Annotated in this window: 24 protein-coding genes; 22 read left to right on the forward strand and 2 right to left on the reverse strand. The window is 46.1% G+C overall.

The window, feature by feature from the left end; translation table 11 throughout:
• Positions 1-70 precede the first annotated feature (70 nt).
• The 3 genes from trmB (at position 71) to glsB (ending at position 2217) form a co-directional block, all read left to right on the forward strand.
• Positions 71-787 (forward strand): tRNA (guanosine(46)-N7)-methyltransferase TrmB, encoded by a 717-nt coding sequence (gene trmB, locus AC1HDJ_RS05175; RefSeq protein WP_479533919.1) that lies wholly within the window; start codon positions 71-73, stop codon positions 785-787.
• Positions 787-1113 (forward strand): YggL family protein, encoded by a 327-nt coding sequence (locus tag AC1HDJ_RS05180; protein WP_479533921.1) that lies wholly within the window; start codon positions 787-789, stop codon positions 1111-1113. Before trmB ends, AC1HDJ_RS05180 begins: the two co-directional genes overlap by 1 nt.
• Positions 1114-1290: 177 nt before the next feature.
• Positions 1291-2217 (forward strand): glutaminase B, encoded by a 927-nt coding sequence (gene glsB, locus AC1HDJ_RS05185; protein ID WP_479537016.1) that lies wholly within the window; start codon positions 1291-1293, stop codon positions 2215-2217.
• Positions 2218-2323: 106 nt separating this feature from the next.
• Here the strand turns inward: glsB and AC1HDJ_RS05190 are convergent, their stop codons facing one another.
• Positions 2324-2926 (reverse strand): peroxiredoxin C, encoded by a 603-nt coding sequence (locus AC1HDJ_RS05190; RefSeq protein ID WP_438623622.1) that lies wholly within the window; start codon positions 2924-2926, stop codon positions 2324-2326.
• A gap of 182 nt (positions 2927-3108) precedes the next feature.
• Here AC1HDJ_RS05190 and AC1HDJ_RS05195 point away from each other — a divergent pair, with 182 nt between their 5' ends.
• The 12 genes from AC1HDJ_RS05195 to secF all read left to right on the forward strand — a co-directional run bounded on the left by AC1HDJ_RS05195 (position 3109) and on the right by secF (position 18694).
• Positions 3109-4014: a LysR substrate-binding domain-containing protein gene (locus AC1HDJ_RS05195; protein WP_479533923.1), complete on the forward strand. Its 906-nt coding sequence runs from the start codon at positions 3109-3111 to the stop codon at positions 4012-4014.
• A gap of 538 nt (positions 4015-4552) precedes the next feature.
• Positions 4553-6160, forward strand: coding sequence for a malate synthase A (gene aceB / locus AC1HDJ_RS05200; protein WP_479533925.1), 1608 nt, complete (start codon positions 4553-4555; stop codon positions 6158-6160).
• Positions 6161-6363: 203 nt separating this feature from the next.
• Positions 6364-7674, forward strand: a complete 1311-nt coding sequence (gene aceA, locus AC1HDJ_RS05205) for an isocitrate lyase (protein WP_479533927.1) — start codon at positions 6364-6366, stop codon at positions 7672-7674.
• Between the two features lie 350 nt (positions 7675-8024).
• Positions 8025-8543, forward strand: a complete 519-nt coding sequence (locus AC1HDJ_RS05210) for a fimbrial protein (protein WP_479533929.1) — start codon at positions 8025-8027, stop codon at positions 8541-8543.
• Between the two features lie 134 nt (positions 8544-8677).
• Positions 8678-9379: a fimbrial biogenesis chaperone gene (locus AC1HDJ_RS05215; protein ID WP_479533931.1), complete on the forward strand. Its 702-nt coding sequence runs from the start codon at positions 8678-8680 to the stop codon at positions 9377-9379.
• 15 nt (positions 9380-9394) lie between these two features.
• Positions 9395-11941, forward strand: coding sequence for a fimbria/pilus outer membrane usher protein (locus AC1HDJ_RS05220; RefSeq protein WP_479533933.1), 2547 nt, complete (start codon positions 9395-9397; stop codon positions 11939-11941).
• A gap of 15 nt (positions 11942-11956) precedes the next feature.
• Positions 11957-12988: a fimbrial protein gene (locus AC1HDJ_RS05225; protein ID WP_479533935.1), complete on the forward strand. Its 1032-nt coding sequence runs from the start codon at positions 11957-11959 to the stop codon at positions 12986-12988.
• Between the two features lie 140 nt (positions 12989-13128).
• On the forward strand, positions 13129-14175 hold the full coding sequence (gene queA / locus AC1HDJ_RS05230) for a tRNA preQ1(34) S-adenosylmethionine ribosyltransferase-isomerase QueA (protein WP_479533937.1): 1047 nt from the start codon (positions 13129-13131) through the stop codon (positions 14173-14175).
• 148 nt (positions 14176-14323) lie between these two features.
• Entirely contained in the window at positions 14324-15448 is a 1125-nt protein-coding gene (gene tgt / locus AC1HDJ_RS05235) for a tRNA guanosine(34) transglycosylase Tgt (protein ID WP_479533939.1), read from the forward strand.
• A 58-nt stretch (positions 15449-15506) separates the two neighbouring features.
• Positions 15507-15842 carry a preprotein translocase subunit YajC gene (gene yajC, locus AC1HDJ_RS05240; protein WP_479533941.1) on the forward strand — a complete coding sequence of 112 codons (336 nt, stop codon included), beginning with the start codon at positions 15507-15509 and terminating at the stop codon, positions 15840-15842.
• Positions 15843-15869: 27 nt separating this feature from the next.
• On the forward strand, positions 15870-17720 hold the full coding sequence (secD, locus tag AC1HDJ_RS05245; RefSeq protein WP_479533943.1) for a protein translocase subunit SecD: 1851 nt from the start codon (positions 15870-15872) through the stop codon (positions 17718-17720).
• A 65-nt stretch (positions 17721-17785) separates the two neighbouring features.
• A complete protein-coding gene (gene secF, locus AC1HDJ_RS05250; protein WP_438623664.1) occupies positions 17786-18694 on the forward strand; it encodes a protein translocase subunit SecF in 909 nt (302 codons plus the stop codon).
• Between the two features lie 101 nt (positions 18695-18795).
• Here secF and suhB read toward each other — a convergent pair whose 3' ends face one another.
• Complete coding sequence (gene suhB, locus AC1HDJ_RS05255; RefSeq protein WP_479533945.1) at positions 18796-19599, reverse strand: inositol-1-monophosphatase; 804 nt, start codon at positions 19597-19599, stop codon at positions 18796-18798.
• 252 nt (positions 19600-19851) lie between these two features.
• Here suhB and trmJ point away from each other — a divergent pair, with 252 nt between their 5' ends.
• From trmJ to hscA, 7 genes are all read left to right on the forward strand, one after another.
• Complete coding sequence (trmJ, locus tag AC1HDJ_RS05260) at positions 19852-20601, forward strand: tRNA (cytosine(32)/uridine(32)-2'-O)-methyltransferase TrmJ (RefSeq protein WP_479533948.1); 750 nt, start codon at positions 19852-19854, stop codon at positions 20599-20601.
• A gap of 78 nt (positions 20602-20679) precedes the next feature.
• A complete protein-coding gene (gene iscR / locus AC1HDJ_RS05265; RefSeq protein WP_479533950.1) occupies positions 20680-21180 on the forward strand; it encodes a Fe-S cluster assembly transcriptional regulator IscR in 501 nt (166 codons plus the stop codon).
• Positions 21181-21234: 54 nt separating this feature from the next.
• Positions 21235-22449, forward strand: a complete 1215-nt coding sequence (locus AC1HDJ_RS05270; RefSeq protein WP_479533952.1) for an IscS subfamily cysteine desulfurase — start codon at positions 21235-21237, stop codon at positions 22447-22449.
• Between the two features lie 27 nt (positions 22450-22476).
• Positions 22477-22866: a Fe-S cluster assembly scaffold IscU gene (gene iscU, locus AC1HDJ_RS05275; RefSeq protein ID WP_438623610.1), complete on the forward strand. Its 390-nt coding sequence runs from the start codon at positions 22477-22479 to the stop codon at positions 22864-22866.
• Positions 22867-22898: 32 nt separating this feature from the next.
• Positions 22899-23222, forward strand: coding sequence for an iron-sulfur cluster assembly protein IscA (iscA, locus tag AC1HDJ_RS05280; RefSeq protein ID WP_438623609.1), 324 nt, complete (start codon positions 22899-22901; stop codon positions 23220-23222).
• Positions 23223-23271: 49 nt separating this feature from the next.
• The gene (gene hscB / locus AC1HDJ_RS05285) at positions 23272-23793 is read left to right on the forward strand and encodes a co-chaperone HscB (RefSeq protein ID WP_479533955.1); all 522 of its coding nucleotides are present in this window, start codon (positions 23272-23274) and stop codon (positions 23791-23793) included.
• A 14-nt stretch (positions 23794-23807) separates the two neighbouring features.
• Positions 23808-25718 carry a Fe-S protein assembly chaperone HscA gene (gene hscA, locus AC1HDJ_RS05290; RefSeq protein WP_479533957.1) on the forward strand — a complete coding sequence of 637 codons (1911 nt, stop codon included), beginning with the start codon at positions 23808-23810 and terminating at the stop codon, positions 25716-25718.

Genomic DNA, 25718 nt, shown 5'->3' on the forward strand with positions numbered 1-25718 from the left:
AGTTGAGCCATCTTTGCATAATGCGCCTTTCATAAATATTGATTAAAACTCTATTCAGCAGGATACAGCCATGGGTGAGGTCACCATTCCAGAATTTGATGACGAAGGTCGTTATCTGCGTAAAATTCGCAGTTTTGTACGTCGTCAGGGTCGTTTAACAAAAGGGCAAGAGCTGGCATTAGAAAGCTATTGGTCTGAGATGGGTGTTGATTTCCAAGAACAACCCCTTGATTTTACAGCTCTCTTTGGCCGCGATGCACCAGTGGTGTTAGAGATCGGCTTTGGAATGGGCGCTTCACTGGTTGAAATGGCAAAAAACGCACCAGAGAAGAACTTTTTTGGGATAGAAGTGCACACCCCTGGTGTCGGCGCATGCCTGTCACTGGCCCACGAAATGGGCGTGACCAATCTGCGGGTCATGTGCCACGATGCGATTGAAGTGCTGGAAAAAATGATCCCTGATGCCAGCCTCAGTGGCATGCAACTGTTTTTCCCTGATCCGTGGCACAAAGCGCGTCACCATAAGCGCCGTATCGTTCAACTGCCGTTTGCCGAGCAACTGCGGGTAAAATTGGCCATGGGTGGCGTGTTCCATATGGCCACCGATTGGGAAAATTACGCAGAACATATGCTGGAAATCATGCAAGCTGCGCCAGGATATCGTAATCTATCCACTACTGGGGATTTTATGCCACGACCAGAGCAGCGTCCGCTGACCAAATTTGAGCGGCGCGGCCACCGTTTGGGGCATGGAGTCTGGGATCTAATGTTCGAGAGGACAGAGTAATGTCTAAACATCGTAGCGCACGTCTGCGCAAAAAACTGCACGTTGATGAGTTCCAAGAGTTGGGCTTCACCGCCAGCTGGCAGTTTCCGGAAGGCACTAGCGCAGAACAGATTGATGCCGTACTAGACTCTTTCATTGCAGAAGTGATTGAGCCGCAAGGCTTATCTTATGACGGTAGCGGCTACCTGAACTGGGAAGGCCTGATCGTACTGCAAAAAATCGGTAAATGTACCGAAGAGCATCGTCAGCTGGTAAAAAGCTGGGCAGAAAAGCAAGGCCTGAACGATATCGACATCAGTGATCTGCTGGATGTCTGGTGGGATTAATCCCCCTGAGTTTGCTATAACAGCTCACAGCAACAACGGATACCGCAGGGTATCCGTTTTTTTTATCTTTTTTTCGCACAAAAATTGAATATACGGGATGTGGTAGGGCGGTTGCCGCGCCTTTCCCTGCAATATGCTATTCTTGCGCTCTGCAACAACGGCCATTAAGACAGGGGAATTCGAGTGATACTGAGTAATGCACTGCTGGATGATATTTTAACGCAGGTACGCCCGCTGATCGGGCAGGGAAAAGTGGCTGACTACATTCCGGCCTTGGCCAGCGTTCCGGCAGAGAGACTGGGTATTGCGGTGTGCCTGTCTGACGGTACTGTTTATCAGGCCGGTGACGCACAAGAGCGTTTCTCGATTCAGTCAATCTCAAAAGTGCTGGCGTTAACATTGGCGCTGACCCGTTATCCCGAAGCTGAAATCTGGTCGCGCGTGGGCAAAGAGCCTTCCGGTCAGCCGTTTAACTCGCTGGTACAAATTGAGTTGGAAAAAGGCAAACCGCGTAACCCGTTTATCAATGCGGGTGCATTAATTGTCTGTGACCTGCTGCAAAGCCGTTTAAGCGCCCCAAAACAGCGCATGTTAGATTTGGTACGCCAACTGGCCTGCCAGCCGGATATCGGTTACGACAGCGTCGTGGCCAAATCTGAATTTGAGCACTCAGCCCGTAATGCAGCGATTGCCTACCTGATGAAATCTTTCGGCAACTTTAATAATGATGTGCTTGAAGTGCTGCAAACCTATTTTCACTACTGTGCACTACAGATGAGCTGTGTTGAACTGGCAAAAACCTTCTCCTATCTTGCCAATCAGGGGCAATCACTGTGTACGCTTGAGCCGGTAATCTCAGGAAAACAGACCCGCCAGATTAACGCACTGTTGGCAACCTGTGGCCTGTATGATGGCGCGGGTGAATTTGCCTACCGTGTCGGCATGCCGGGAAAATCGGGTGTCGGCGGGGGTATTGTTGCCATTATTCCGGGTGAAATGAGTATTACTGTCTGGTCACCGGAACTTGATCTTAGTGGCAACTCTCTGGCTGGTATTGCGGCACTTGAACTGCTATCTCAACGCTTGGGGCGTTCGATCTTTTAACTGGTTTTGCGTTACTGATGGTGAGCTAGATAAAATAACAGGCAAAAAAAGGGCAGACAAAAAATTTGTCTGCCCCGATAAAAGCAATTTTGTACTCAGCTGTCAATTATAGATCAGCAGAGTTCTCAGACAGGAAGCGTGCTACGCCATCCGGAGAAGCTTGCATTGCTTTTTTGCCTTTTTCCCACTGTGCAGGGCAAACATCGCCGTGCTCTTCGTGGAATTGCAGCGCATCAACCATACGCAGCATTTCATCAATATTACGGCCTAGTGGCAGATCGTTCACCACTTGGTGACGAACAACACCGTGGGTATCGATCAGGAAAGAACCGCGCAGCGCAACGCCTGCAGCTTCCAGCTCAACACCGTATGCGCGGCAGATTTCGTGCTTAACATCAGCAACCAGAGGATAACGAACTTCGCCGATACCGCCCTTGTCTACTGGTGTCTTACGCCATGCGTTGTGGGTAAACTCAGAGTCGATAGAAATACCGATCACCTCAGTACCACGCTTCTGGAACTCTTCGATACGGTGATCGAAAGCAATCAGTTCAGAAGGACAAACGAAAGTAAAGTCCAGTGGATAGAAGAAGATCACCGCAGTTTTGCCTGCAATGTGCTGCTTCAGGTTGAAATTATCAACGATTTCACCGTTACCCATTACTGCTGCAGCAGTAAAGTCTGGGGCTTGATGTGCTACCAGAACCATTAGCAACTCCCGTGTATTTGATTGAAGAGGTGATGAGAAAATTCTCAGACAACGCGATTTAGTTTATGGAAGGTGTTACATTGAGGAAAGCGAAAAAAAACGATTGTTGTAATCGGTTTTTCCGATTAACAAAAATGAATACTTAATGAATATCTTAAATAAGGCATAACCCGTAAACCGCGATGACAAACAATTGGCCCTCGTTAAAACAACTACATTATCTGGTGACCTTGCATGATGTCCGGCATTTTAACCGCGCAGCCCGTGCCTGTTATGTCAGCCAGTCTACCTTAAGCAGCGGCATTCAAAACCTCGAAGAGCGTTTGGGGTGCACATTAATCGAGCGCGATCACAAAGCTTTTATTTTTACCCCCAGTGGTGAAGAAGTGGTGATCCGCGCGCGCGAACTGCTGGCTCGCAGCCTTGATTTAACCGATTTTGCCGCTAGCCAAACTGCTGAAATGGAAGGGCAGTTACGCGTGGGCTGTATTCCCACCATCGCCCCTTTTTTATTGTGTAATTTGGTCAGACAGGTGCAAGAGCGCTATCCGCGTCTTGAGTTAGTACTGCGTGAAGATACCACCCGTGTTCTGATTGATGCCCTAAAAGGCGGGCAGCTTGATGTGCTGCTACTGGCACTGCCGGTAGATATTCATGGGCTGCACAGTAAAATCATCGGGCGCGATCACTTCAAAATGGTGTTGCCCGCAGCACTGGCTGGGCGGTTGGTGATGCCATTAGATTTTAACCAACTGCCCGACAGTTCCGTTTACCTGTTAGAGCGCGAGCACTGCCTGACAGAGCATGCATTGAGCGCCTGTAATCTGGCTTACAGCAGTAAAATTAACCCCTTTACCGCCACCAGTTTGCATACTCTGGTACAAATGGTGGCCAATGGGCTGGGTACTACTTTTGTGCCGCAGATGGCATTAAAGCAGGGGCTGATACAGGGGTTAGATTTAGTGGTTATTGATCCGCCGCAAACACCCGCCTACCGCGATATTGGTCTGGTCTGGCGACCAAGCTCCAGCCGAATAAAAACTTTTGCCAAACTGGGTGAAATTGTTGCAGAACTGATAAACGAATGAATATTCTGCAATTCTAGCTGTTGACCTCTTTATTCTGCTGTATTACTAGGTTCAGGTTTTGTTGATCTAGGTACTACCACAGGTGCTGAATTTCAGTTAAGTGATAAACCCCTTTTTTATACCCTGAACCTATTAGCGTTTACCTTGTTGCTATTGTTTCTCTATAACCCCTCGTTTTATTGGCTTTTTCCTTTCATATCGCTAACTCTTTTTGTATGACTCTTGGCCCTGTGCATCTTGTTTGTAGGTACTGAGGCACTGTTTTTGTAATTAATTTACTGAAAGCCTTTCATTTTTTCAGGGATGAGAAGCCTGAATAGCACTGTTTACTTGTTCAGTTATCGGCAGGGTTTTCATGAGTTATTTAGCATTTTCAGTTATTTCAGGAACTTATGCTGAAACCTTTTTTCAGTACTTTTCAAACAACAGCTTAAAACGCCATGTTGATTTTTTGTTATCAATTAGTCATGTTGAAGGCAGAGAATGACACTCATCAGATCTTAAAAAATAGAGCGTTACTATGATTAAGGAGCAGGGAATGAACGGATATTCAGATACCTTAACGCACCCGATACTCACGTGCAGTGAACACCTGACGCGTGAGTATGCGTCGATTTTAACCCCTGATGCCGTTGAATTTTTGGCGCAGTTAGTGACCCGATTTACACCACAAGTTACCCAGTTACTGGCTGAGCGCGAAGTTCGGCAGGCCGATATTGATGCAGGTGGTTTGCCTGATTTCCTGCCAAATACGCAAAACATTCGAGAAAGCGAATGGCAAATTCGCGGTGTACCGGCCGACCTGCAAGATAGACGCGTTGAGATTACCGGCCCAGTAGAGCGCAAAATGATCATTAATGCCTTAAATGCCAACGTAAAGGTGTTCATGGCTGATTTTGAGGATTCGTTAGCACCGTCATGGGAAAAGGTGATGCAGGGGCAACTTAACCTGCGTGATGCCGTTGACGGTACTATTGAACACCGCGGTGAGAACGGTAAAAATTATCGTCTGAATGCCAAACATGCAGTATTGATTTGCCGTGTGCGTGGTTTTCATCTGCAAGAGAAACATATCCAGTATCAGCGCGCACCTATCCCCGGCAACTTGTTTGATTTTGCTCTGTATTTTCACCACAACTATCAGCGGTTGCTGGCAAAAGGCAGCGGCCCTTATTTCTATCTTCCTAAAATGCAGTCTTATAAAGAAGCGGCATGGTGGAGTGAGGTTTTTAGCTTTACTGAAGCGCGTTACGGGCTACCGCTCGGCACGATTAAAGCCACGGTATTAATAGAGACACTGCCTGCCGTGTTCCAGATGGATGAGATCTTATATCACCTTAAAGATCATATTGTCGGGCTAAATTGTGGCCGCTGGGATTACATTTTCAGCTATATCAAAACACTGAAAAATCATCCAGAAAGAGTGCTGCCAGATCGTCAAGTTGTCACCATGAATCAGCCTTTTTTAAGCGCATACTCACGCCTGCTGGTACGGACATGTCACCGCCGTGGCGCGTTTGCCATGGGGGGAATGGCGGCATTTATTCCCAGCAAAGATCCGGCGCGTAATGAGTGGGTGCTCAATAAAGTGCGTGCGGATAAAGAGCTGGAGGCGAGTAACGGCCACGACGGTACATGGGTTGCCCACCCAGGTCTGGCGGATGTTGCCATGGCAGTATTTGATCGCGTACTCGATGGCAAGCCTAATCAACTCGATGTGCGCCGTGAGCACGATGAACCGATTACTGCCGAAACACTGCTGACGCCATGTGAAGGCGAGCGTACCGAAGAGGGCATGCGCGCTAACATTCGCGTGGCCGTGCAGTACATTGAAGCGTGGATCTCGGGCAACGGTTGTGTGCCGATTTATGGCCTGATGGAAGATGCGGCTACCGCCGAAATTTCCCGTACGTCTATCTGGCAGTGGATCCGCCACCAAAAACGGCTGAATAACGGCAAGTTGGTCACTAATGCATTGTTTAGTGAAATGCTACGTGAAGAGTTGGCTACATTGCGCGATGAGCTGGGTGCGAACGTGTATGACGATGGACGTTTTAGCGAAGCTGCCGGATTAATGGAGCAGATTACGGTCTCTGATGATCTGGTCAATTTTCTGACCCTGTCGGGCTACCGTTACCTTGATTAAACCTGGGTTTGTGGCAAAGCGCAGACCGGAGAGTCGCCGTTTTGCACATGATCCGTATATGTGTTTTATATCTATGTGATCCATACATACGTGATCCATACATATATGACGCACCTAAATTGAAATCGGCATAGCAGAAGGTTGTGCCGGCAACACTCAATGATGACTGTTCCGATAAAGACGAAAGAAGAGGGAGTTTTACGATGACCATGACACGTGAACAACAAATTGCAGCGTTAGAAAAAGAGTGGAAAGAGAATCCTCGCTGGCAGGGAGTGCGTCGTCCTTATACTGCGGCTGAAGTTGTGCGTCTGCGTGGATCTTTTGTACCTGAGCACTCACTGGCACAGCGCGGTGCAGAAAAACTGTGGCGTCTGATTAACGGTGAAGCTAAAAAAGGCTATGTAAACAGCCTTGGCGCACTGACCGGCGGCCAAGCGGTACAGCAGGCAAAAGCAGGTATCGAAGCGGTCTATCTGTCGGGTTGGCAGGTGGCGGCCGATGCTAACTTGGCATCGTCTATGTATCCTGATCAATCACTCTATCCGGCCAACTCAGTACCAGCCGTGGTGGAAAAAATTAACAACGCTTTTTTGCGAGCGGATCAAATTCAGTGGGCCAACGGTATCGGTCCACAAGATGAAGGCTTTATTGATTATTTTCTGCCAGTCGTTGCCGATGCAGAGGCCGGATTTGGTGGGGTGCTTAACGCTTTTGAACTGATGAAATCGATGATTGAAGCCGGTGCAGGTGCAGTGCATTTTGAAGACCAGTTAGCGTCGGTCAAAAAATGCGGGCACATGGGTGGAAAAGTGCTGGTGCCAACGCAAGAAGCAATACAAAAGCTGGTAGCTGCTCGTTTAGCGGCAGATACGTGTGGTGTGCCTACCGTATTGGTTGCACGTACTGACGCTGATGCCGCCGATTTACTGACATCAGATTGTGATCCGTACGATGCTGATTTTGTGACAGGCGAGCGCACCAGTGAAGGCTTTTATCGCACGCGTGCAGGTATTGATCAGGCTATCAGCCGTGCACTGGCTTACTGCCCGTATGCTGATATGGTGTGGTGTGAAACATCCAAACCGGATCTTGATCAAGCGCGCCAATTTGCAGAAGCGGTTCATGCCAAATTCCCAGGAAAATTGCTCGCTTATAACTGTTCTCCTTCCTTTAACTGGAAGAAAAATCTTGATGACGCGACAATTGCCCGTTTTCAGCAGGCGTTATCAGACATGGGCTATAAATACCAATTTATTACCTTAGCCGGTATTCATAGCATGTGGTTCAACATGTTTGAATTGGCTCACTCTTATGCACAGGGTGAGGGAATGAAACATTACGTTGAAAAAGTGCAGCAACCTGAATTTGCTGCCGCAGAGAAAGGTTATACCTTTGTTGCGCATCAGCAAGAGGTCGGCACCGGTTATTTTGATAAAGTCACCAATGTAATTCAGGGCGGAGTATCATCGGTAACGGCATTAACAGGGTCAACAGAAGAAGAACAGTTTTAATATAACAGTGAGTTGTTTAATCTGAGATGTAATTAATACTGATATATTAATTATAATAAACAAAGAGATGAGTATTGGTAACGATACTCATCTCTTTTTTTTTTACTAAAATAATGACAATAAACATGTGAATTTTTATTACTAAATGTAAGTATATGTATCTTACTTTTCATTTGTATATATAATCCGCTAAACCTCATAGGCATTTATGTTAGATTTTCATTTTTTAGATGACGATGAGTTAAGTTTAATAAAATAACATTTTTATTGGTTATTTTAATTTTACAGTTAAGGGTTTTTCCTTTGCATGACTATTGATTTCATTAAAAATATTAAGTGATGGGTTTAAGATGAAACGTAAAGTTATTTTTTCTACACTGCTTTTTAGTGCTTTATTCTCTAATGTGGTTAATGCCTCCGGTACAATTAATTTCACAGGAAACATCATTGAGCAAACATGCGAGGTTACTCCAGGAGATGAAAATCAAATAGTTAACTTAGGAGATGTAGCTAGATCAGATCTAGATGGCTCTGTCGGTAAAGTTTCTGCAGCGAAGCGATTTAGCATTGGTTTAGTCAATTGTCCTGAATCTATGAGTATGGTAGCGGTACGTTTTGCGGGTACTCCCCACTCTGAAGATGCGAATATTCTAGCTCTAAGTACAGGAAGTACACCTGCTACTGGTGTGGGTGTTGCTCTTTATGAAGTAAATGATACCTTCATCCCATTAAACTCAGACTCTGTAAAACAAAACATTGTGAATAATGCGGCACAATTAGACTTTGTGGCAAAGTATCGCTCTACATCAGCAGATGTTACTGCAGGAAGTGCAAATGCAGTAACTAATTTTACGTTGGTTTATAACTGATCGTTTCTTTTTATTTGGTGGTGAGTGTTAATTATTACTCATCACTGACTATTCATTCTGTACTACAATTACGTAATGGATATTGGCCTTCTTACTCTTATTTTTATTTTGCCTAGAGCGCGTAGGAAGTAAACATGCATCTTACATGGCGGCTGTATAATACGTTGATATATATTTGTTTGTTACTTATGGCGACGCCGGTAGTTAATGCTGGGATTGTTATTGGTAATACACGTCTTGTTTATCATGCTCAAAGTAAGGAATCATCACTGTCTGTTGTTAATAAAGATAAATCAAAACCCTATCTTATTCAGTCTTGGATTGATTATGATATTGGAAATGTTACACATAAAGCTCCTTTTGTTATCACTCCACCTCTGTTCAGATTAGAAGGCGAAAAAGAGAATATTTTACGGATTATGCATGTTAAATCTGCTTCAGATTTACCTAAAGATAGGGAGTCTTTGTTTTGGATTAATATAAAGTCGATTGCAGCAAGTGAGAAAAAAAATTCAAATCAATTGCATATATCTGTCAAGTCACGATTGAAACTATTTTATCGTCCAGACAAATTGTTGGGTGATCCATTAACGGCTTATCAAAAGTTAAAATTAAATAAAAATGGTAAGGCGTTAGGGTTATATAACCCAACACCATATTACATTTCTATTTTTAGTTTAAAGGTAGGCAGTTATGAAGTAAAAGACTCAGTCATGATTGCGCCTTTTGATAGTGAAAGTATCGAGCTTCCATATAATATAGGCACTGTATTAGTACGCTGGTCGGCGATTAATGATTTTGGCACAGTAACAAAAGAGTCCAGCATTAAACTTTGAAGCATATAATTGAGTATGAATAAAGCAATTAAAGATAAATTATCAACTGTGTTTCTGTGGGCAGTAGTTTTTATCTCGATGACTCATCTTTTTCTTTTGAATATTGTACATTCAGATGAGTACTTTAATCTTGATGCACTTGAAGTTCATCACTCTTCGAAAAATAGTGCTGATCTCGTAAAGATTTTAAACTCTGGCGGGCAACCACCTGGGAAATATATGGTTGAGCTTTTCCTTAATGGATCATTGGTTGATAAAAGAGAAGTTACATTCTCTGATATAGATGGCCAGTTATCACCTGTTTTAACATTGACGCAACTTCGCAATCTAGGAGTCAAAACTGATGAAATAGCGCAGTTTAATGGCATGGATGATGATACGGAAATTCAATCTATTGCCCGCTATATTCCTAATGCAAAGGCTCAATTTGACTTTAATCGACAGCAACTTCTATTGAGTATACCACAAGCATTGTTGCGTTCTAATCCACGAGACTATGTAAATCCGGAACAGTGGGATGATGGTATACCTGCTATTTTGGTTAATTATAATCTTACTGGAGATAGAAGTGAATTCAGTGATGATTTTGGTGGGAGCGAAAAAACAAACAGTCAATTTTTAAATCTAAATATAGGCGCTAATTTGGGGCCGTGGCGATTACGCAATCATGTTATTTATAGTTCTGAGTCAACTGAAAATAATTGGGATGTCATCAGTACCTATCTTCAGCGAGATATTCACTCTTTGCATTCTCAACTTACATTTGGTGATAGCTATACTGATAGTGCTATTTTTGACAGTATCTCATTTCGAGGTATACAGTTAGCAACAGATGATTCTATGCTACCTGATAGTTTACGCGGGTTTGCTCCTATAGTTCGTGGTATTGCCCGCACGAATGCACAAGTAACAATTAGTCAGCAAGGTAATATTATTTATCAAAGTTACGTGTCTCCTGGTGCATTTGAAATTACCGATTTGTATCCTCTATCGAGTGCTGGTGAACTTGATATCACAGTGAAAGAAGCAGATGGTAGTTCACAAAACTTCATTCAACCTTTTTCCTCTTTGCCGATAATGCAAAGAGAAGGGCAAATGAAATATAGTATAACTACTGGACGCTATAGCCATACCTCAAATATTGCCAATTCTCCTGTTTTTACTCAAGCGACCTTGCGTTATGGTTTACCGTATGATTCTACCATTTACGGTGGTGTACAATTATCAAAAACCTATACAGCATTAAGTTTTGGGCTAGGCCATGGATTTGGACATTGGGGGACTGTATCTGTTGATGCAACAGCGGCCAAAAATCAGCGCACAGAAAAAGAACCTACATCCGTGGGAATGTCTTATCGTATTCAATATGGCAAAACATTTACCGGAACGGGCACATATTTCTCTCTGGCAAGCTATAGGTATACTACCGAAGAGTTTTATGACTTTCGCGAAGCGCATGATGTAAAATCTTCCGATGAAATTAAATGGAATACACAAAACAGAAAGCAAAATCGGTTTCAGGCAGTGATCAATCAGTCACTTAATGGCTATGGTAGTTTGTCTTTTTCAATGTATGAGCAGAATTATTGGAAAACAGATGATGTCGATCGTACATTAAATCTAAGTTATAATGGTAATTTTGGCAATGTAAATTACAATATTGCCTATAATTTTAACCGTTCTGCGTACGATAACTATCGTCGAGATAATGCATTATCATTTAATGTTTCTATGCCTTTTTCTATTTTAACATCAAATTCAAGAGCTAATGCTATATATAACACCGGAAGTAATGGTGAAACCTTGTACCAAGTTGGTATTAGTGGTTCAGCGCTTGAAGATAATAGCCTTAATTATAGTTTAAGAAAAAACCATACAACAAATAATATACGTAGTGAGGATGGTGGAGGAGTATCTGTAAGTTATAATGCATCAAGTGCTAATGCAAATATATCTTATAGTTATACTGATATGTATAAGCAAGTTAACTATGGCGTACAAGGCGGGATCATCGCTCATTCATATGGGATTACACTTTCACAACCACTAAATGAAACTGTTGTATTACTTCATGCGCCAGGTGCGGAAAATATAAAAATAAAAAGTAGTTCTGGTATTGCAACAGATAAATATGGTAGTGCAATTATTCCTTATGGTAGTGCATACCGAAAAAATAGGGTTGCTCTTGATACAACAACATTGTCTCACCATGTTGATATTGAACAATCAGTGCAAACTGTAGTTCCTACACGCGGCGCTGTTGTATTAGCAAGGTTTAATACTAATATCGGTGCTCGTGTGTTGATGAGATTAAAACACGGTAATCACTATGTTCCTTTTGGTGCAATGGTTTCGCTAAGAAATAAAGAGAGTGAATCAATCTTAACTACTGGCATTGTGGGTGATGAAGGTGCGGTATATTTAAGTGGCGTAGCTGAACAAGGCCATCTTCATATTATATGGGGCGATAGGGGTGATCAGCAATGTCATACTGATTTTACATTGCCGAAAAATACTCTGAAAAATGCTGAGGTGTTTGATTTTCACGCGCAGTGTCATTGATTTTTAAGGTGTATTATGTACGAAAATAACGCAGAACTCTCTAGGGAAATATTCTTGAGCAGGAAATGGCATAAATATTTCCTTTATGGATTAACTGTATTGTTTTTTTTCCCTACGTCTGTATATGCGGGATGCACTGCTGTATGGGGAGAATCATTATGGCCTAAAAATCCGTTAGTTATTCAAACGGGAACACCTAATGGCACTGTAATAGAAACATTGACGATTACTAGAACCATCAATTGTGACTCATCTGGTGCAGATCCTGATGGATCTCCTTGGTTGATATCCACTGATGCTAGAGAGAATCGCCCCAGTGAGCCCACTTCAATACCTGATGTGCGAAAACTCTCTCTTGAGGGATTGGGCGTACGTATTACCAGTACCAGTAGTGGAATTTATGGTAAAACAATAGTGTGGTCAGAGCAGCCGTTTAATTCCCACTACTTTTGGCATGCGGTTGACTCAACACAACCTACCCGTATCACTATCAAAGATACCTATGAATACGTTAAAGTCGGTGATGTTAAATCAGGTGCAGTAGATAATTTTGTTTTCTATTATGATTACGCAAAAAATGACACATCAAATGCAATGTCTTTTTTTAATAATTATATCCAAGGGACACGAGTAGAAACAGCACCAGGGTGTAATGTGATTCAACCTGATATAAATGTTTTTTTGGGCGATTTTAATAAAAGTGATTTTACCGGTGTTGGCTCAAAAAGCCCACGAGTACCTGTACCAATTCAGCTAGATTGTGATCCTGGTGTAAGAGCAAGCATTACGGTTTCCGGCGTGATTGCTGAAGGTGGCAGAAACCATGTGCTAGCGCTTACTGATTTAGAAGGGAGTGCTAAAAATATTGGCGTAGAACTTATCTATTGGGATACTCCATTACAGTTAAATATAGCCCGAGCTTTAGGGCTTAGTACTGATGGTGGGTTATATACGTTACCGATTGAAGCAAACTATCGGCAAATAGGCTCACCGGTTACGGCAGGAAGTGCCAATGCAATGGCTACCTTTGTCATCACTTACCAGTAAACAGCTTTACTTGTCACCGCTCAAACCGAAAAATATTCCACAGATATCACGGCTGATAACACAAGAAAACCCTGAGAACAACTTGAAGGCAGCTGCAGGCGGCTCTAGACTACCCGCCTGTTTATTTACCGGTATTGGTTATGCGTGTAGCTGATTTTTCGTTTTCCCTGCCTGAAGAGCTGATTGCGCGTTATCCGCAACCTGAACGCACGGCAAGCCGCCTGTTGTCGCTTAATGGCTCAACCGGGGCGCTCACTCACGGCTCATTTTCTGATGTGCTTGATAACATTCAGGCCGGTGATCTGGTGGTGTTCAATAACACCCGCGTGATCCCCGCGCGCATGTTTGGTCGTAAAACCTCTGGCGGCAAAATAGAAGTTTTGGTTGAGCGTGTGCTCGATGATCAGCGCATTCTGGCCCATGTTCGCTCATCTAAATCCCCCAAACCCAACACAGAGCTACTGTTGGGGGATGACGAAAGCGTTCGTGCGACTATGTTGGCTCGGCACGATGCCCTGTTTGAAATCCGCTTTGATGATCCGCGCAGCGTATTTGATATCTTAGAGGCAATCGGCCACATGCCACTGCCACCTTATATTGATCGCCCAGATGAAGAGAGTGATAAAGAGCGTTATCAAACCGTTTACAACACCACCCCGGGCGCTGTTGCCGCACCCACTGCGGGGCTGCATTTTGATGATGCCATGCTCGAAAAACTCAAAGCCAAAGGCGTTGAGCTGGCATTTGTTACTCTGCATGTAGGCGCAGGCACTTTCCAGCCAGTTCGGGTAGATACTCTCGAAGAGCATCATATGCACTCAGAGTATGCTGACGTATCACAAGAGGTTGTTGATGCCGTACTGGCTTGTAAAGCGCGTGGAAATCGCGTCATCGCCGTAGGCACAACCTCAGTACGTTCACTGGAAAGTGCGGCGAAAGCGGCAGGTGATGAGGCTCTTATCGCACCATTCCAACGTGATACCGATATTTTTATCTATCCGGGTATTCAATTTAAAGTGGTAGATGCGCTGATTACCAACTTCCATCTGCCAGAATCAACCTTAATCATGCTGGTCTCCGCCTTCGCAGGATACGAGCATACCATGCACGCTTATCAGCAGGCGGTTGAGCATAAATACCGTTTTTTCAGCTACGGTGATGCGATGTTCATCACGCGCCAAGCGTAAAAAGCAAACTCAAACCTTAACAAAGAGTCGGTTAGTACAATAACTGACGTGTTAAGTGCAGATTATCGGTATAATTACCGCTCCACACTGTGGTGGAGTAGCGTTAGCAATAAAACATCAGACTGTTTCTCTGATGTTGGGAGGATAAGTGAAGTACGAACTGATTGGCACCGAAGGAAACGCGCGTCGTGGACGCCTTATTTTTGACCGTGGCGTAGTCGAGACCCCCGCATTTATGCCGGTCGGTACTTACGGCACCGTAAAAGGGATGACCCCAGAAGAAGTGCAGCAAACTGGCGCACAAATTCTGCTCGGTAATACCTTTCACCTGTGGTTACGTCCGGGGCAAGACATCATGCGTAAACATGGTGATCTGCACGACTTTATGAAATGGCCAGGCCCGATTCTGACCGATTCCGGTGGTTTTCAGGTTTTCAGTTTAGGCGATATCCGTAAGATCACCGAAGAGGGCGTACATTTTCGTAGCCCGGTTAATGGTGACAAAATCTTTCTAAGCCCTGAAAAATCCATGGAAATTCAGTACGATCTGGGTTCTGACATCGTCATGATCTTTGACGAATGCACTCCTTATCCGGCAGACTGGGATTATGCAAAGCGCTCAATGGAGATGTCACTGCGTTGGGCTGATCGTTGCCGTGTGCATTTTGACCAATTAGGGAACAAAAATGCCCTGTTTGGTATCGTACAGGGTAGCGTATATGAAGATCTGCGCGATATCTCGGTAAAAGGCCTCACTGATATCGGTTTTGACGGCTATGCTGTTGGCGGATTAGCCGTCGGCGAGCCGAAAGAAGACATGCACCGTATTTTGGAGCACACCTGTCCGCAACTGCCACAAGACAAACCACGTTACCTGATGGGCGTGGGTAAGCCAGAAGACCTAGTCGAAGGCGTGCGTCGTGGTATCGATATGTTCGACTGTGTGATGCCGACCCGAAATGCGCGTAATGGCCACTTGTTTGTTACCGATGGCGTGGTAAAAATTCGTAATGCCAAGTATCGTGATGACTTAGCGCCGCTAGATGCTGAGTGTGATTGCTACACATGCCGCAATTATACACGCGCCTACTTGTACCATTTAGACCGTTGTAACGAAATTCTGGGTGCCCGTTTGAACACCATTCATAACCTGCGTTACTACCAGCGTTTGATGGCCGGTATCCGCCAATCGATTGAAGAGGGTAAGTTTGCCGAATTTGTGACAGCGTTCTACACCCGTATTGGAAAACCGGTACCACCACTGAATCAGTAATAACGTTGAGATTTGTGTAATTTAAATCGCCAATAATATAGATGAGGAATATTCACCGATGGATTTGTTAATTTCTAAGGCTCATGCGGCCGCCGGAGCTCCGGCACAAGGAAGTAGCCTGCAACTGATTTTCATGCTGGTTATTTTTGGTCTGATTTTCTATTTCATGATTTACCGCCCGCAAGCTAAGCGTACTAAAGAGCATAAAAACCTGATGGACTCCATCAGCAAAGGCGATGAAGTATTGACCAACGGTGGTCTGATTGGTCGTGTTGCTAAGGTGAATGCTGAAACCGGTTATCTGGCGATTGCGCTGAATGACACAACAGAAGTTACCATTAAGAAAGATTTTGTGACTGCCGTTCTGCCAAAAGGCACGATGAAGTCTCTGTAATTTAAATACTTCCCTAAGGGGATCGTCGTGTTAAACCGTTATCCTTTATGGAAGTATCTGATGGTGGCCTTCGTGGTCACCATTGGTGCGTTGTACGCACTTCCAAACATCTATGGCGAAGACCCGGCAATTCAGATTTCGGGTGTTCGAGGTGCATCTACCGATGTACAAACGCTGGATAAAGTCAAAGAACTTCTGGCGAGTAAAAATCTTCCGGTAAAAGCGATTGCACTGGAAGATGGCACTATTTTAGTGCGCTTTAAAGATACCGATGAGCAGTTGACTGCGCGTGATATTGTTGCCGAAACACTGGGTGATAAATATACCGTAGCACTTAACCTTGCTGCCGCAACCCCGCGTTGGTTGGAAAGCATCGGGGCTAACCCGATGAAACTCGGTCTTGATCTGCGTGGTGGCGTACACTTCCTGATGGAAGTGGATATGGATGCCGCGTTGGGCAAACTGCAAGAGCAAACGGCAGACAGCTTCCGTTCAGAACTGCGTGAGCAGCGTATTCGTTACAGCGCTGTCCGTAAAGTGGACTCGGGTGCCGTTGAAGTACGTTTTCGTGATGCAGCAGACTTAAAAGCCGCCTTAGCTTACCTTGAACCACTGCACCGTGATCTGGTATTTACCAGCCTTGATGGTCAACACGCCTTTACCGCGAAACTCAGCGAAGCTCGCCTTAAAGAGGCCCGTGAATACGCAGTACAGCAAAATATTACTATTTTGCGTAACCGCGTAAACGAGCTTGGCGTAGCCGAACCGATTGTACAGCGTCAGGGTGCTAACCGTATCGTTGTTGAATTGCCGGGGATCCAAGATACCGCGCGTGCCAAAGAGATTTTAGGCGCAACAGCCACACTTGAGTTCCGTTTGGTGAATAACCAAGCTGATCTGCAGGCAGCTGTAAATGGCCGTGTACCGGGTGACTCTGAAATTCAACTGATGCGCGATGGCAGCCCAGTAATGCTGTATAAAAAAGTGGTGCTGACCGGTGATCACATCACCGATTCAAGTGCCAGCGCTGATGAGTATAACCGTGCACAAGTGAACATCTCTCTTGATGGGGAAGGTGGCACTAAGATGGCTAACTTTACCAAAGATAACATCGGCAAACCGATGGCTACCCTGTTTAGTGAATACAAAGACAGCGGCAAGCGCGATGCTAACGGTAAAGTCATTTTGCAAAAGCACGATGAAGTTATCAACGTTGCGACTATCCAGTCACGTTTAGGCCGTAGCTTCCGGATCACCGGAATCGACAGTCAGGCTGAAGCTCACAACCTCTCTTTGCTGCTGCGTGCCGGTGCTCTGATTGCACCTATTCAGATAGTGGAAGAGCGTACTATCGGTCCATCACTGGGTGCACAAAACATTCAGCAAGGTCTTGATGCCTGTATGTGGGGCTTGGCTGCCGTTGTTATCTTCATGGCGATTTACTACCGTAAATTTGGCCTGATTGCGATCAGCGCACTGCTGGCGAATCTGGTGATGATTATCGGGATCATGTCGATGTTGCCGGGGGCAACCCTGACCATGCCGGGTATTGCCGGTATTGTCTTGACGGTGGGGATGGCCGTTGATGCCAACGTACTGATCTTTGAGCGGATACGTGAAGAGATGCGCAATGGCCGTTCTATTCAGCAAGCCATTCACGAAGGTTACAGCAATGCGTTCTCAAGTATTGCCGATGCCAACGTCACTACGCTAATCACCGCGTTGATCCTGTATGCAGTGGGTACTGGCCCGGTTAAAGGCTTTGCCATCACCCTCAGCATCGGTATTGCGACATCAATGTTTACCGCCATTATCGGTACCCGCGCTATCGTAAACTTCCTTTACGGTGGCAAGCGCATTGATAAGCTATCAATCTAAGGAGTGCCGACGTGGTAGCTGAAAAAAGTAACATTCCCGAAAATAAGCCAAAGATCATTGATTTTATGCGTCTTGGCCCAGCAGCGTTTGTATTCTCGCTGGCGCTGATGGTGATTTCATTCGGGATTATCTTTACCAAGGGCTTTAACTGGGGTCTTGATTTCACCGGCGGTACGCTGATTGAAGTCAACTTCTCACGGCCTGCGGATTTAAGTTTAGTTCGTGATGAACTGCAAAAGGCTGGCTTTGATAATGCCATCGTACAAAACTTTGGTACTTCACGTGATGTTATGGTGCGTATGCCACCAAAAGATAACATCAAAGGTGAAGAGCTGGGGCAGCGTGTATTGGCAGCGGTACAGAGCGGTGTCGATACACAAGCACAGGTTCACCGTATCGAGTTCGTTGGCCCGAATGTGGGCGGTGAGCTCGCTCAAGCCGGTGGCATGGCCATTCTGGTATCACTGCTGAGTATCTTGCTGTATGTCGGTGTGCGTTTTGAATGGCGTCTGGCAATGGGTGCTGTGCTCTCATTGGCACATGACATCATCATCACACTCGGTGTATTGTCTTTGTTCCAGATAGAGCTGGATCTGACTATTGTAGCATCACTGCTATCCGTGGTTGGTTATTCACTGAACGATACCATCGTTGTATTTGACCGGATCCGTGAAAACTTCCGTAAAGTACGCCGTGGTACACCGGCAGAGATCCTGAATCTATCACTGACACAAACCCTTAGCCGTACGCTGATGACATCCGGCACTACGCTGGTGGTTGTGCTATCACTGTTTGTTTTTGGTGGTGCATTGATCCACGGTTTTGCGACCGTAATGCTCATTGGTGTGGGTATCGGTACTTACTCATCCATCTATGTAGCATCTGCGCTGGCACTGAAACTGGGTGTGAAGCGTGAGCATATGCTGCCGCCAGTGGTAGAAAAAGAGGGCGCTGATCTCGAGCGTTTGCCGTAATTAATGGTCAGTGTCTGATCGCACCTAATAAAAAACCGCATCAGCATTGGCCGATGCGGTTTTTTTTATCTATTTACCGACCGATTTTGGTCGGTTATCGCTTAACGCTTCAGCGCTTCGCTTAGATCATCACGCATAGTGGCCAGCATAGCTCGAACTACACGTGGATTACCGGCTACGGTATTACCGCTGTGCAGGTGGTTATGTCCACCCACGAAATCACACACAATACCGCCCGCTTCACGAACCATTAGCTCACCGGCTGCGGTATCCCACGGCTTTAGGCCTAGCTCAAAGAAACCGTCTACACGGCCAGCAGCCACATAGGCCAAATCCAGCGCAGCAGAACCGGTACGGCGGAAATCAGCACACTGTGTGAACAGTGTTGATAAAATCGCCATGTACGGGGTTGCGTGTTGCTTGGCTTTGAATGGGAAGCCTGTTGCCAGAATAGTGCCGTTAAGATCTTTAGCATCGCCACAACGCAAACGGTAGCCGTTCAGTTGTGCGCCGCTGCCGCGTGTTGCGGTAAACAGCTCGTTACGGATAGGATCGTATACCACAGCCACTTCGGTGCGGCCTTTGATGCGCACAGCGATAGAGACTGAGAAATGAGGAATACGTTTGATGAAGTTGGTTGTACCATCCAGCGGATCGATAACCCATTGTACGTCAGCATCTTCACCAATCTGTTCGCCACACTCTTCACTGATGATAGAGTGATTTGGGTATGATTTTTGGATGGTGTTGATGATTGATTTTTCAGCGGCTTTGTCGATATTGGTGACAAAGTCGTTTACACCCTTCTGGGTTGCCTCAACAGAATCTGGTTGTTCATAAGCTTTGGCAATAACGTTACCAGCCTTGCGCGCAGCACGCACGGCAATGTTCAGCATCGGATGCATAGGTCTCTTCCGGTGGATGTTGTTAAAGAACAGGAAAACGGTGGCGGAGTATAGCAAGTTAACCGGTAAAAAAGCAAAGAGTGTTTTTTTATTGGTCTAAACAGGTGATCATCGCTTCGGTTCTGAATCACTGCGCAACCTGTCGGAAATATGCTAATATAATCCCCTTTTTTGAGCGTGTTGATCTTGGGTGGTAGTCACTATCACATCCGTCAACTCACCCATTGTCTGATTAACCACGTTAGAGCGATCATGTTAGAGAATGTGCGAATTGTCTTGGTAGAAACCTCCCACACCGGCAACATGGGGTCTACTGCGCGAGCAATGAAAACCATGGGGTTGACCAACCTGTATCTGGTTAACCCAAAAGTTGAACCCGACTCACAGGCGATTGCTCTGGCAGCAGGGGCGAGCGATGTTATCGGCCAAGCTAAAATTGTGTCATCACTCGATGAAGCTATCGGTGATTGCGGTTTGGTTATCGGCACCAGTGCGCGTTCACGCACTTTACAGTGGCCGCTGATTGAACCCCGTGAGTGCGGCCAGCGTATTGCTAGTGAATCACGTCACCATCCGGTCGCGCTGGTATTTGGCCGTGAGCGGGTTGGGCTGACCAATGAAGAGCTGCAAAAGTGCAACTACCATGTCACCATTCCTGCTAACCCTGAGTATAGCTCACTGAATCTGGCCATGGCGGTGCAACTGCTGGCCTATGAAATTCGCATGAACTTTCTTGAGCAGACACGCGCTTCGGAAACTGATTACACCGAACAGGCAAGCTCCTATCCGCTGAGTGATGATCTTGAGCGCTTTTATCAGCATCTTGAACAGGTGCTGACAGATGTGAACTTTATTCGTACCGAAACGCCGAGTGCGGTGATGAGTAAATTGCGCCGCATGTATACCCGTGCGCGTCCGGAAGCGGCAGAGTTAAACATCTTGCGTGGCATGCTAACAGCAGTACAAAAAACCAAGTGTAAATCAGAGAGTAATCCTGAGTAAAATGGTCGGGCTTATACTTGACTGTTTTAGTCGGGAATGGCACAATATCCCTACATTTATTAGAGGATGAAGTGCCGCATGAGACTGACATCAAAAGGACGTTACGCAGTGACCGCTATGTTAGATGTGGCACTGCATTCAGAGCAAGGGCCTGTAACACTTGCTGAGATCTCCGAGCGTCAAGGGATCTCTCTTTCATACCTCGAACAGCTTTTTGCTCGGCTGCGGAAACATGGTTTAGTCAACAGTGTACGTGGGCCTGGCGGAGGTTATTTACTGGGTAAATCGTCTGATAGTATCGCCGTAGGCATGGTGATCTCAGCGGTAGATGAATCGGTTGATGCCACTAAGTGTTTAGGTAAGGGTGACTGTCAGGGCGGTGTTCGCTGCCTGACGCATACATTATGGCGTGATCTTAGCGATAGGATCAGTGGGTTTTTAAACAACATTACGTTAGCGGAATTAATGGCGAATCAAGATGTTTTGCATGTGGCCGATCGCCAAGAGAATGCGCTTCGCCATACCGTGCAGAAAGCATCATTGAACACAGATGTGCAAAATATAAAGCTAAGCATCTGATTTTAAAATTGATTTAAAATAATAAAACCTAACGAAATGTTTTGGAGCAATGACATGAAATTGCCTATTTATCTTGATTATTCTGCAACCTGTCCAATGGACCCGCGTGTTGCCGAAAAAATGATGCAGTTTATGACGATGGATGGCACGTTTGGTAATCCAGCGTCGCGTTCGCATCGTTTCGGTTGGCAGGCAGAAGAGGCCGTTGATATTGCGCGTAATCAGATTGCCGAGCTGGTCAACGCTGATCCGCGTGAGATAGTCTTCACCTCGGGTGCAACTGAAGCAGATAACCTGGCAATTAAAGGCGTTGCTAATTTTTACGGTAAAAAAGGTAAACATATCATTACCTGTAAAACCGAGCATAAAGCCGTGCTAGATACCTGCCGCCAGATGGAGCGTGAAGGTTTTGAAGTCACCTATCTTGATCCTGAACCAAGCGGTTTGGTTGATCTTGATAAACTGGCTGCTGCTATGCGCGATGACACCATTTTAGTCTCTATCATGCATGTGAATAATGAGATTGGTGTGATTCAAGATATCGCCACTATCGGTGAGATGTGCCGTAGCCGCGGAATTTTATTCCATGTTGATGCAACCCAAAGTGTGGGTAAAATCCCCGTTGATCTCTCAACACTGAAAGTTGACCTTATGGCCTTCTCGGCGCACAAAGTGTATGGCCCGAAAGGTATTGGTGCACTGTATGTTCGCCGTAAGCCACGTGTTCGTTTGGAAGCCCAAATGCACGGCGGTGGGCATGAGCGCGGTATGCGTTCCGGTACATTACCAGTACATCAAATTGTTGGCATGGGTGAAGCTTACCGTATCGCCAAAGAAGAGATGGACGTTGAAATGGCACGTATCCGCACACTGCGTGATCGCCTGCTTAACGGTCTCAAAGATATGGAAGCTGTCTATGTGAACGGCGATCTTGAGCAGCGTATGGCCGGAAACCTCAACATCAGCTTTGCCTATGTTGAAGGTGAATCACTGATCATGGCGTTAAAAGATCTGGCTGTCTCTTCAGGCTCAGCTTGTACCTCAGCCAGCCTTGAGCCGTCTTATGTTTTGCGCGCGCTCGGCCTGAATGATGAGCTTGCACACAGCTCTATTCGTTTCTCAATTGGCCGCTATACCACGGAAGAACAGGTCGATTATGCCATTGAACTGTGCCGTACAGCCGTAACTCGGCTGCGTGAACTTTCACCTCTGTGGGATATGTACCAAGAGGGCGTAGATTTAAGCACCGTTGAATGGGCGCACCATTAATTTCTTACAGGATTGAGGATAGAGATCATGGCATACAGCGAAAAGGTCATCGACCACTACGAAAACCCACGTAACGTCGGTGCGTTTGATAAAAATGATGCGCAAGTTGGCAGCGGTATGGTCGGTGCTCCGGCGTGCGGCGATGTAATGAAACTGCAAATTAAAGTCAGTGAAAACGGCATCATTGAAGATGCACGCTTTAAAACTTACGGGTGCGGTTCAGCCATTGCATCAAGCTCACTGGTGACTGAGTGGGTAAAAGGCAAAAGCCTTGATGAAGCAGCGGCCATTAAAAATACCGATATCGCAGAAGAGCTGGCTCTGCCACCGGTAAAAATTCACTGCTCTATTTTGGCAGAAGATGCAATTAAAGCCGCTATTGCTGATTATAAAAGCAAACATAACAGCGCAGAATAACCACAAAAACGAGTCAAAGAGGTTGTAGAGTAATGGCGATCACCATGAGCGAAAGCGCAGAAAACCGAGTTCGCACGTTTTTAACTAATCGTGGAAAAGGGCTGGGATTACGTTTAGGTGTGAAAACATCTGGCTGTTCCGGTATGGCGTATGTGCTTGAGTTTGTTGATGTATTGAACGACGACGATGTCGTGTTTGAGACCAACGGCGTGAAGGTGATTGTCGATCAAAAAAGCCTGCAATTCCTTGATGGCACTGAGTTGGATTTTGCGCGTGAAGGGTTAAATGAAGGCTTCAAATTCAATAACCCGAATGTGACGGGTGAGTGTGGTTGCGGTGAAAGCTTCAATGTGTAAGCCGCCGCTTACCCGTATCATTTTGTAGTCAACGCTGGGTTGTATCCGCATGAACTACTTTGAATTATTTGGGCTGCCAGTCTGCTTTAAGGTCGACGGCAGCCTTTTAACATCTCACTATCGTGAGCTGCAAAAACAGAATCATCCTGATAAATTTGCCACAGCATCAGAGCGTGATCGTCTTTTGGCAGTACAAAATGCCGCCAATATCAATGAAGGTTACCAAACACTGCGTGATCCTCTGCTGCGAGCAGAATATTTGCTGGCCCAAAACGGGGTATCACTGCATGCAGAGCAGCAGACATTGCGTGATCCTGAGTTTCTGATGCAGCAAATGATGCTGCGTGAAGAGCTTGAAGATATTGAGCAGGCGAACTCCGCAGACATTGAAGCACTGCTCGGCGAATTTGAGCAGCGGCTGACGGCGATGAACCGCATACGTATGCAGCAGTTACAAGATGATCTGGAAAATGCGCAGTGGGATCAGGCCGCTGATCATGTGCGTAAACTTAAATTTTTAGCCAAACTCCGGCAGGAAATTGAGCGGTTAGAAGATAACCTGTTGGGGTAATAACGGAAAATAATATGGCGTTATTACAAATTGCTGAACCCGGGCAAATGGCTGCGCCGCACCAGCATCGTCTGGCGGTGGGTATTGATTTAGGCACCACAAACTCACTGGTTGCATCGGTACGCAGTGGTCAGGCACAAACACTACCTGATGATCAAGAGCGTCATTTGCTGCCTTCTGCCGTGTATTACGGCACATCGATGGTGTCTGATGTTGCAGTCGGCCAAGAGGCTAATTCCTCTGTTGCCGTATCATCAATGAGCAGCCCCCAGGTGGGGTGGCATGCCCGTGCGCAAGCAGCACAAGATCCTGCAAATACCTTAATCTCGGTTAAACGTTTTATGGGGCGTTCATTGGCTGATATCCAGCAGCGTTACCCGCGTTTACCGTACCGTTTTACCGCCAGTGAAAATGGTTTACCGCAAATAGAAACTGCGCAGGGTTTGGTTAATCCGGTACAAGTTTCTGCTGAGATATTAAAAGCACTGGCAGCCCGCGCTGAACAAACCCTTGGCGGTGAATTGAGCGGTGTTGTGATTACCGTTCCGGCTTACTTTGATGATGCACAGCGTCAGGGCACTAAAGATGCGGCGCGCCTTGCTGGTTTGCATGTGCTGCGTTTACTCAACGAACCGACTGCGGCAGCTATTGCTTACGGGCTAGACTCGGGTCAAGAGGGTGTTATTGCCGTCTACGATCTGGGTGGTGGTACGTTTGATATCTCTATTTTACGTTTATCGCGCGGGGTGTTTGAAGTTCTGGCAACCGGTGGTGACTCTGCCCTTGGCGGTGATGACTTTGATCATCTGTTGGCCGACTGGCTGCGTGAACAAGCTGGATTAACCAGTGCAGATGCCAGCTTGCAGCGGCAACTGCTCGATGAGGCTATTCGCGCGAAAATCGCCCTGAGCGATGCCGATAACGTTAAGGTTGCGATTGCAGACTGGCAAGGTGAGCTAACGCGCGAGCAGTTGGACATCTTAATCCTGCCACTGGTCAAAAAAACCCTGTTAGCCTGCCGCAGAGCGCTGAAAGATGCCGATGTCAGCAGCGATGATGTTCAGGCCGTGGTGATGGTCGGTGGTTCAACCCGTGTGCCACTGGTACGTGAGCAGGTGGGCTACTTTTTCGGTCAAACCCCATTAACCGCGATTGACCCAGATAAAGTGGTGGCCATTGGTGCCGGTATTCAGGCCGATATTTTGGCCGGTAATAAACCTGATGCTGAAATGCTGCTGCTGGATGTGATCCCGCTTTCACTGGGCATTGAGACTATGGGCGGGCTGGTGGAAAAAATCATCCCACGCAATACCACCATTCCAGTAGCCAGAGCACAAGAGTTTACTACCTTCAAAGATGGCCAAACGGCCATGATGGTGCATGTGGTGCAGGGCGAGCGTGAGTTAGTGGCAGATTGCCGCTCACTGGCACGCTTTACCTTGCGCGGCATTCCAGCTATGCCGGCCGGTGGTGCGCATATTCGCGTGACATATCAGGTTGATGCCGACGGGCTGCTCAGTGTCACGGCGATGGAAAAGTCGTCGGCAGTACAAGCCTCCATTCAGGTGAAGCCATCGTACGGGCTGAGTGATGATGAGATCGTAGCGATGCTGCGAGATTCGATGACACATGCCGAGAATGATGTGCAGGCCCGTATGCTGGCCGAGCAGCAGGTGGATGCCGATCGTGTGATTGAGAGCGTGGTTGCGGCTCTGGAAAAAGATGCCAACCTGCTCTCTGCCGATGAGCTTGCTACTATCACTCAAGCACTCACCGAATTACGTGCTGTACGGTATGGCTTGCAGAGTAGTGCGATTGAGCAGGCAATTAAAAACGTTGATGCGGCAACCCAAGATTTTGCCGCCCGCCGTATGGATGAATCTATCCGTCATGCATTGATGGGTCACTCTGTGGACGACATGTAG

It is taken from the genome of Plesiomonas sp. ISS29, from assembly GCF_056522795.1.

What these genes read in the sequence shown, in the direction of transcription:
- AC1HDJ_RS05270 (WP_479533952.1), top strand. Translation starts at nt 21,235, where the DNA reads ATGAAATTGCCTATTTATCTTGATTATTCTGCAACCTGTCCAATGGAC.
- trmB (WP_479533919.1), top strand. Translation starts at nt 71, where the DNA reads ATGGGTGAGGTCACCATTCCAGAATTTGATGACGAAGGTCGTTATCTG.
- hscA (WP_479533957.1), top strand. Translation starts at nt 23,808, where the DNA reads ATGGCGTTATTACAAATTGCTGAACCCGGGCAAATGGCTGCGCCGCAC.
- AC1HDJ_RS05210 (WP_479533929.1), top strand. Translation starts at nt 8,025, where the DNA reads ATGAAACGTAAAGTTATTTTTTCTACACTGCTTTTTAGTGCTTTATTC.
- iscA (WP_438623609.1), top strand. Translation starts at nt 22,899, where the DNA reads ATGGCGATCACCATGAGCGAAAGCGCAGAAAACCGAGTTCGCACGTTT.
- aceA (WP_479533927.1), top strand. Translation starts at nt 6,364, where the DNA reads ATGACCATGACACGTGAACAACAAATTGCAGCGTTAGAAAAAGAGTGG.
- AC1HDJ_RS05215 (WP_479533931.1), top strand. Translation starts at nt 8,678, where the DNA reads ATGCATCTTACATGGCGGCTGTATAATACGTTGATATATATTTGTTTG.
- queA (WP_479533937.1), top strand. Translation starts at nt 13,129, where the DNA reads ATGCGTGTAGCTGATTTTTCGTTTTCCCTGCCTGAAGAGCTGATTGCG.
- AC1HDJ_RS05180 (WP_479533921.1), top strand. Translation starts at nt 787, where the DNA reads ATGTCTAAACATCGTAGCGCACGTCTGCGCAAAAAACTGCACGTTGAT.
- suhB (WP_479533945.1), bottom strand. Translation starts at nt 19,599, where the DNA reads ATGCATCCGATGCTGAACATTGCCGTGCGTGCTGCGCGCAAGGCTGGT.
- AC1HDJ_RS05220 (WP_479533933.1), top strand. Translation starts at nt 9,395, where the DNA reads ATGAATAAAGCAATTAAAGATAAATTATCAACTGTGTTTCTGTGGGCA.
- hscB (WP_479533955.1), top strand. Translation starts at nt 23,272, where the DNA reads ATGAACTACTTTGAATTATTTGGGCTGCCAGTCTGCTTTAAGGTCGAC.
- iscR (WP_479533950.1), top strand. Translation starts at nt 20,680, where the DNA reads ATGAGACTGACATCAAAAGGACGTTACGCAGTGACCGCTATGTTAGAT.
- secF (WP_438623664.1), top strand. Translation starts at nt 17,786, where the DNA reads ATGCGTCTTGGCCCAGCAGCGTTTGTATTCTCGCTGGCGCTGATGGTG.
- iscU (WP_438623610.1), top strand. Translation starts at nt 22,477, where the DNA reads ATGGCATACAGCGAAAAGGTCATCGACCACTACGAAAACCCACGTAAC.
- AC1HDJ_RS05195 (WP_479533923.1), top strand. Translation starts at nt 3,109, where the DNA reads ATGACAAACAATTGGCCCTCGTTAAAACAACTACATTATCTGGTGACC.
- AC1HDJ_RS05225 (WP_479533935.1), top strand. Translation starts at nt 11,957, where the DNA reads ATGTACGAAAATAACGCAGAACTCTCTAGGGAAATATTCTTGAGCAGG.
- trmJ (WP_479533948.1), top strand. Translation starts at nt 19,852, where the DNA reads ATGTTAGAGAATGTGCGAATTGTCTTGGTAGAAACCTCCCACACCGGC.
- AC1HDJ_RS05190 (WP_438623622.1), bottom strand. Translation starts at nt 2,926, where the DNA reads ATGGTTCTGGTAGCACATCAAGCCCCAGACTTTACTGCTGCAGCAGTA.
- yajC (WP_479533941.1), top strand. Translation starts at nt 15,507, where the DNA reads ATGGATTTGTTAATTTCTAAGGCTCATGCGGCCGCCGGAGCTCCGGCA.
- aceB (WP_479533925.1), top strand. Translation starts at nt 4,553, where the DNA reads ATGAACGGATATTCAGATACCTTAACGCACCCGATACTCACGTGCAGT.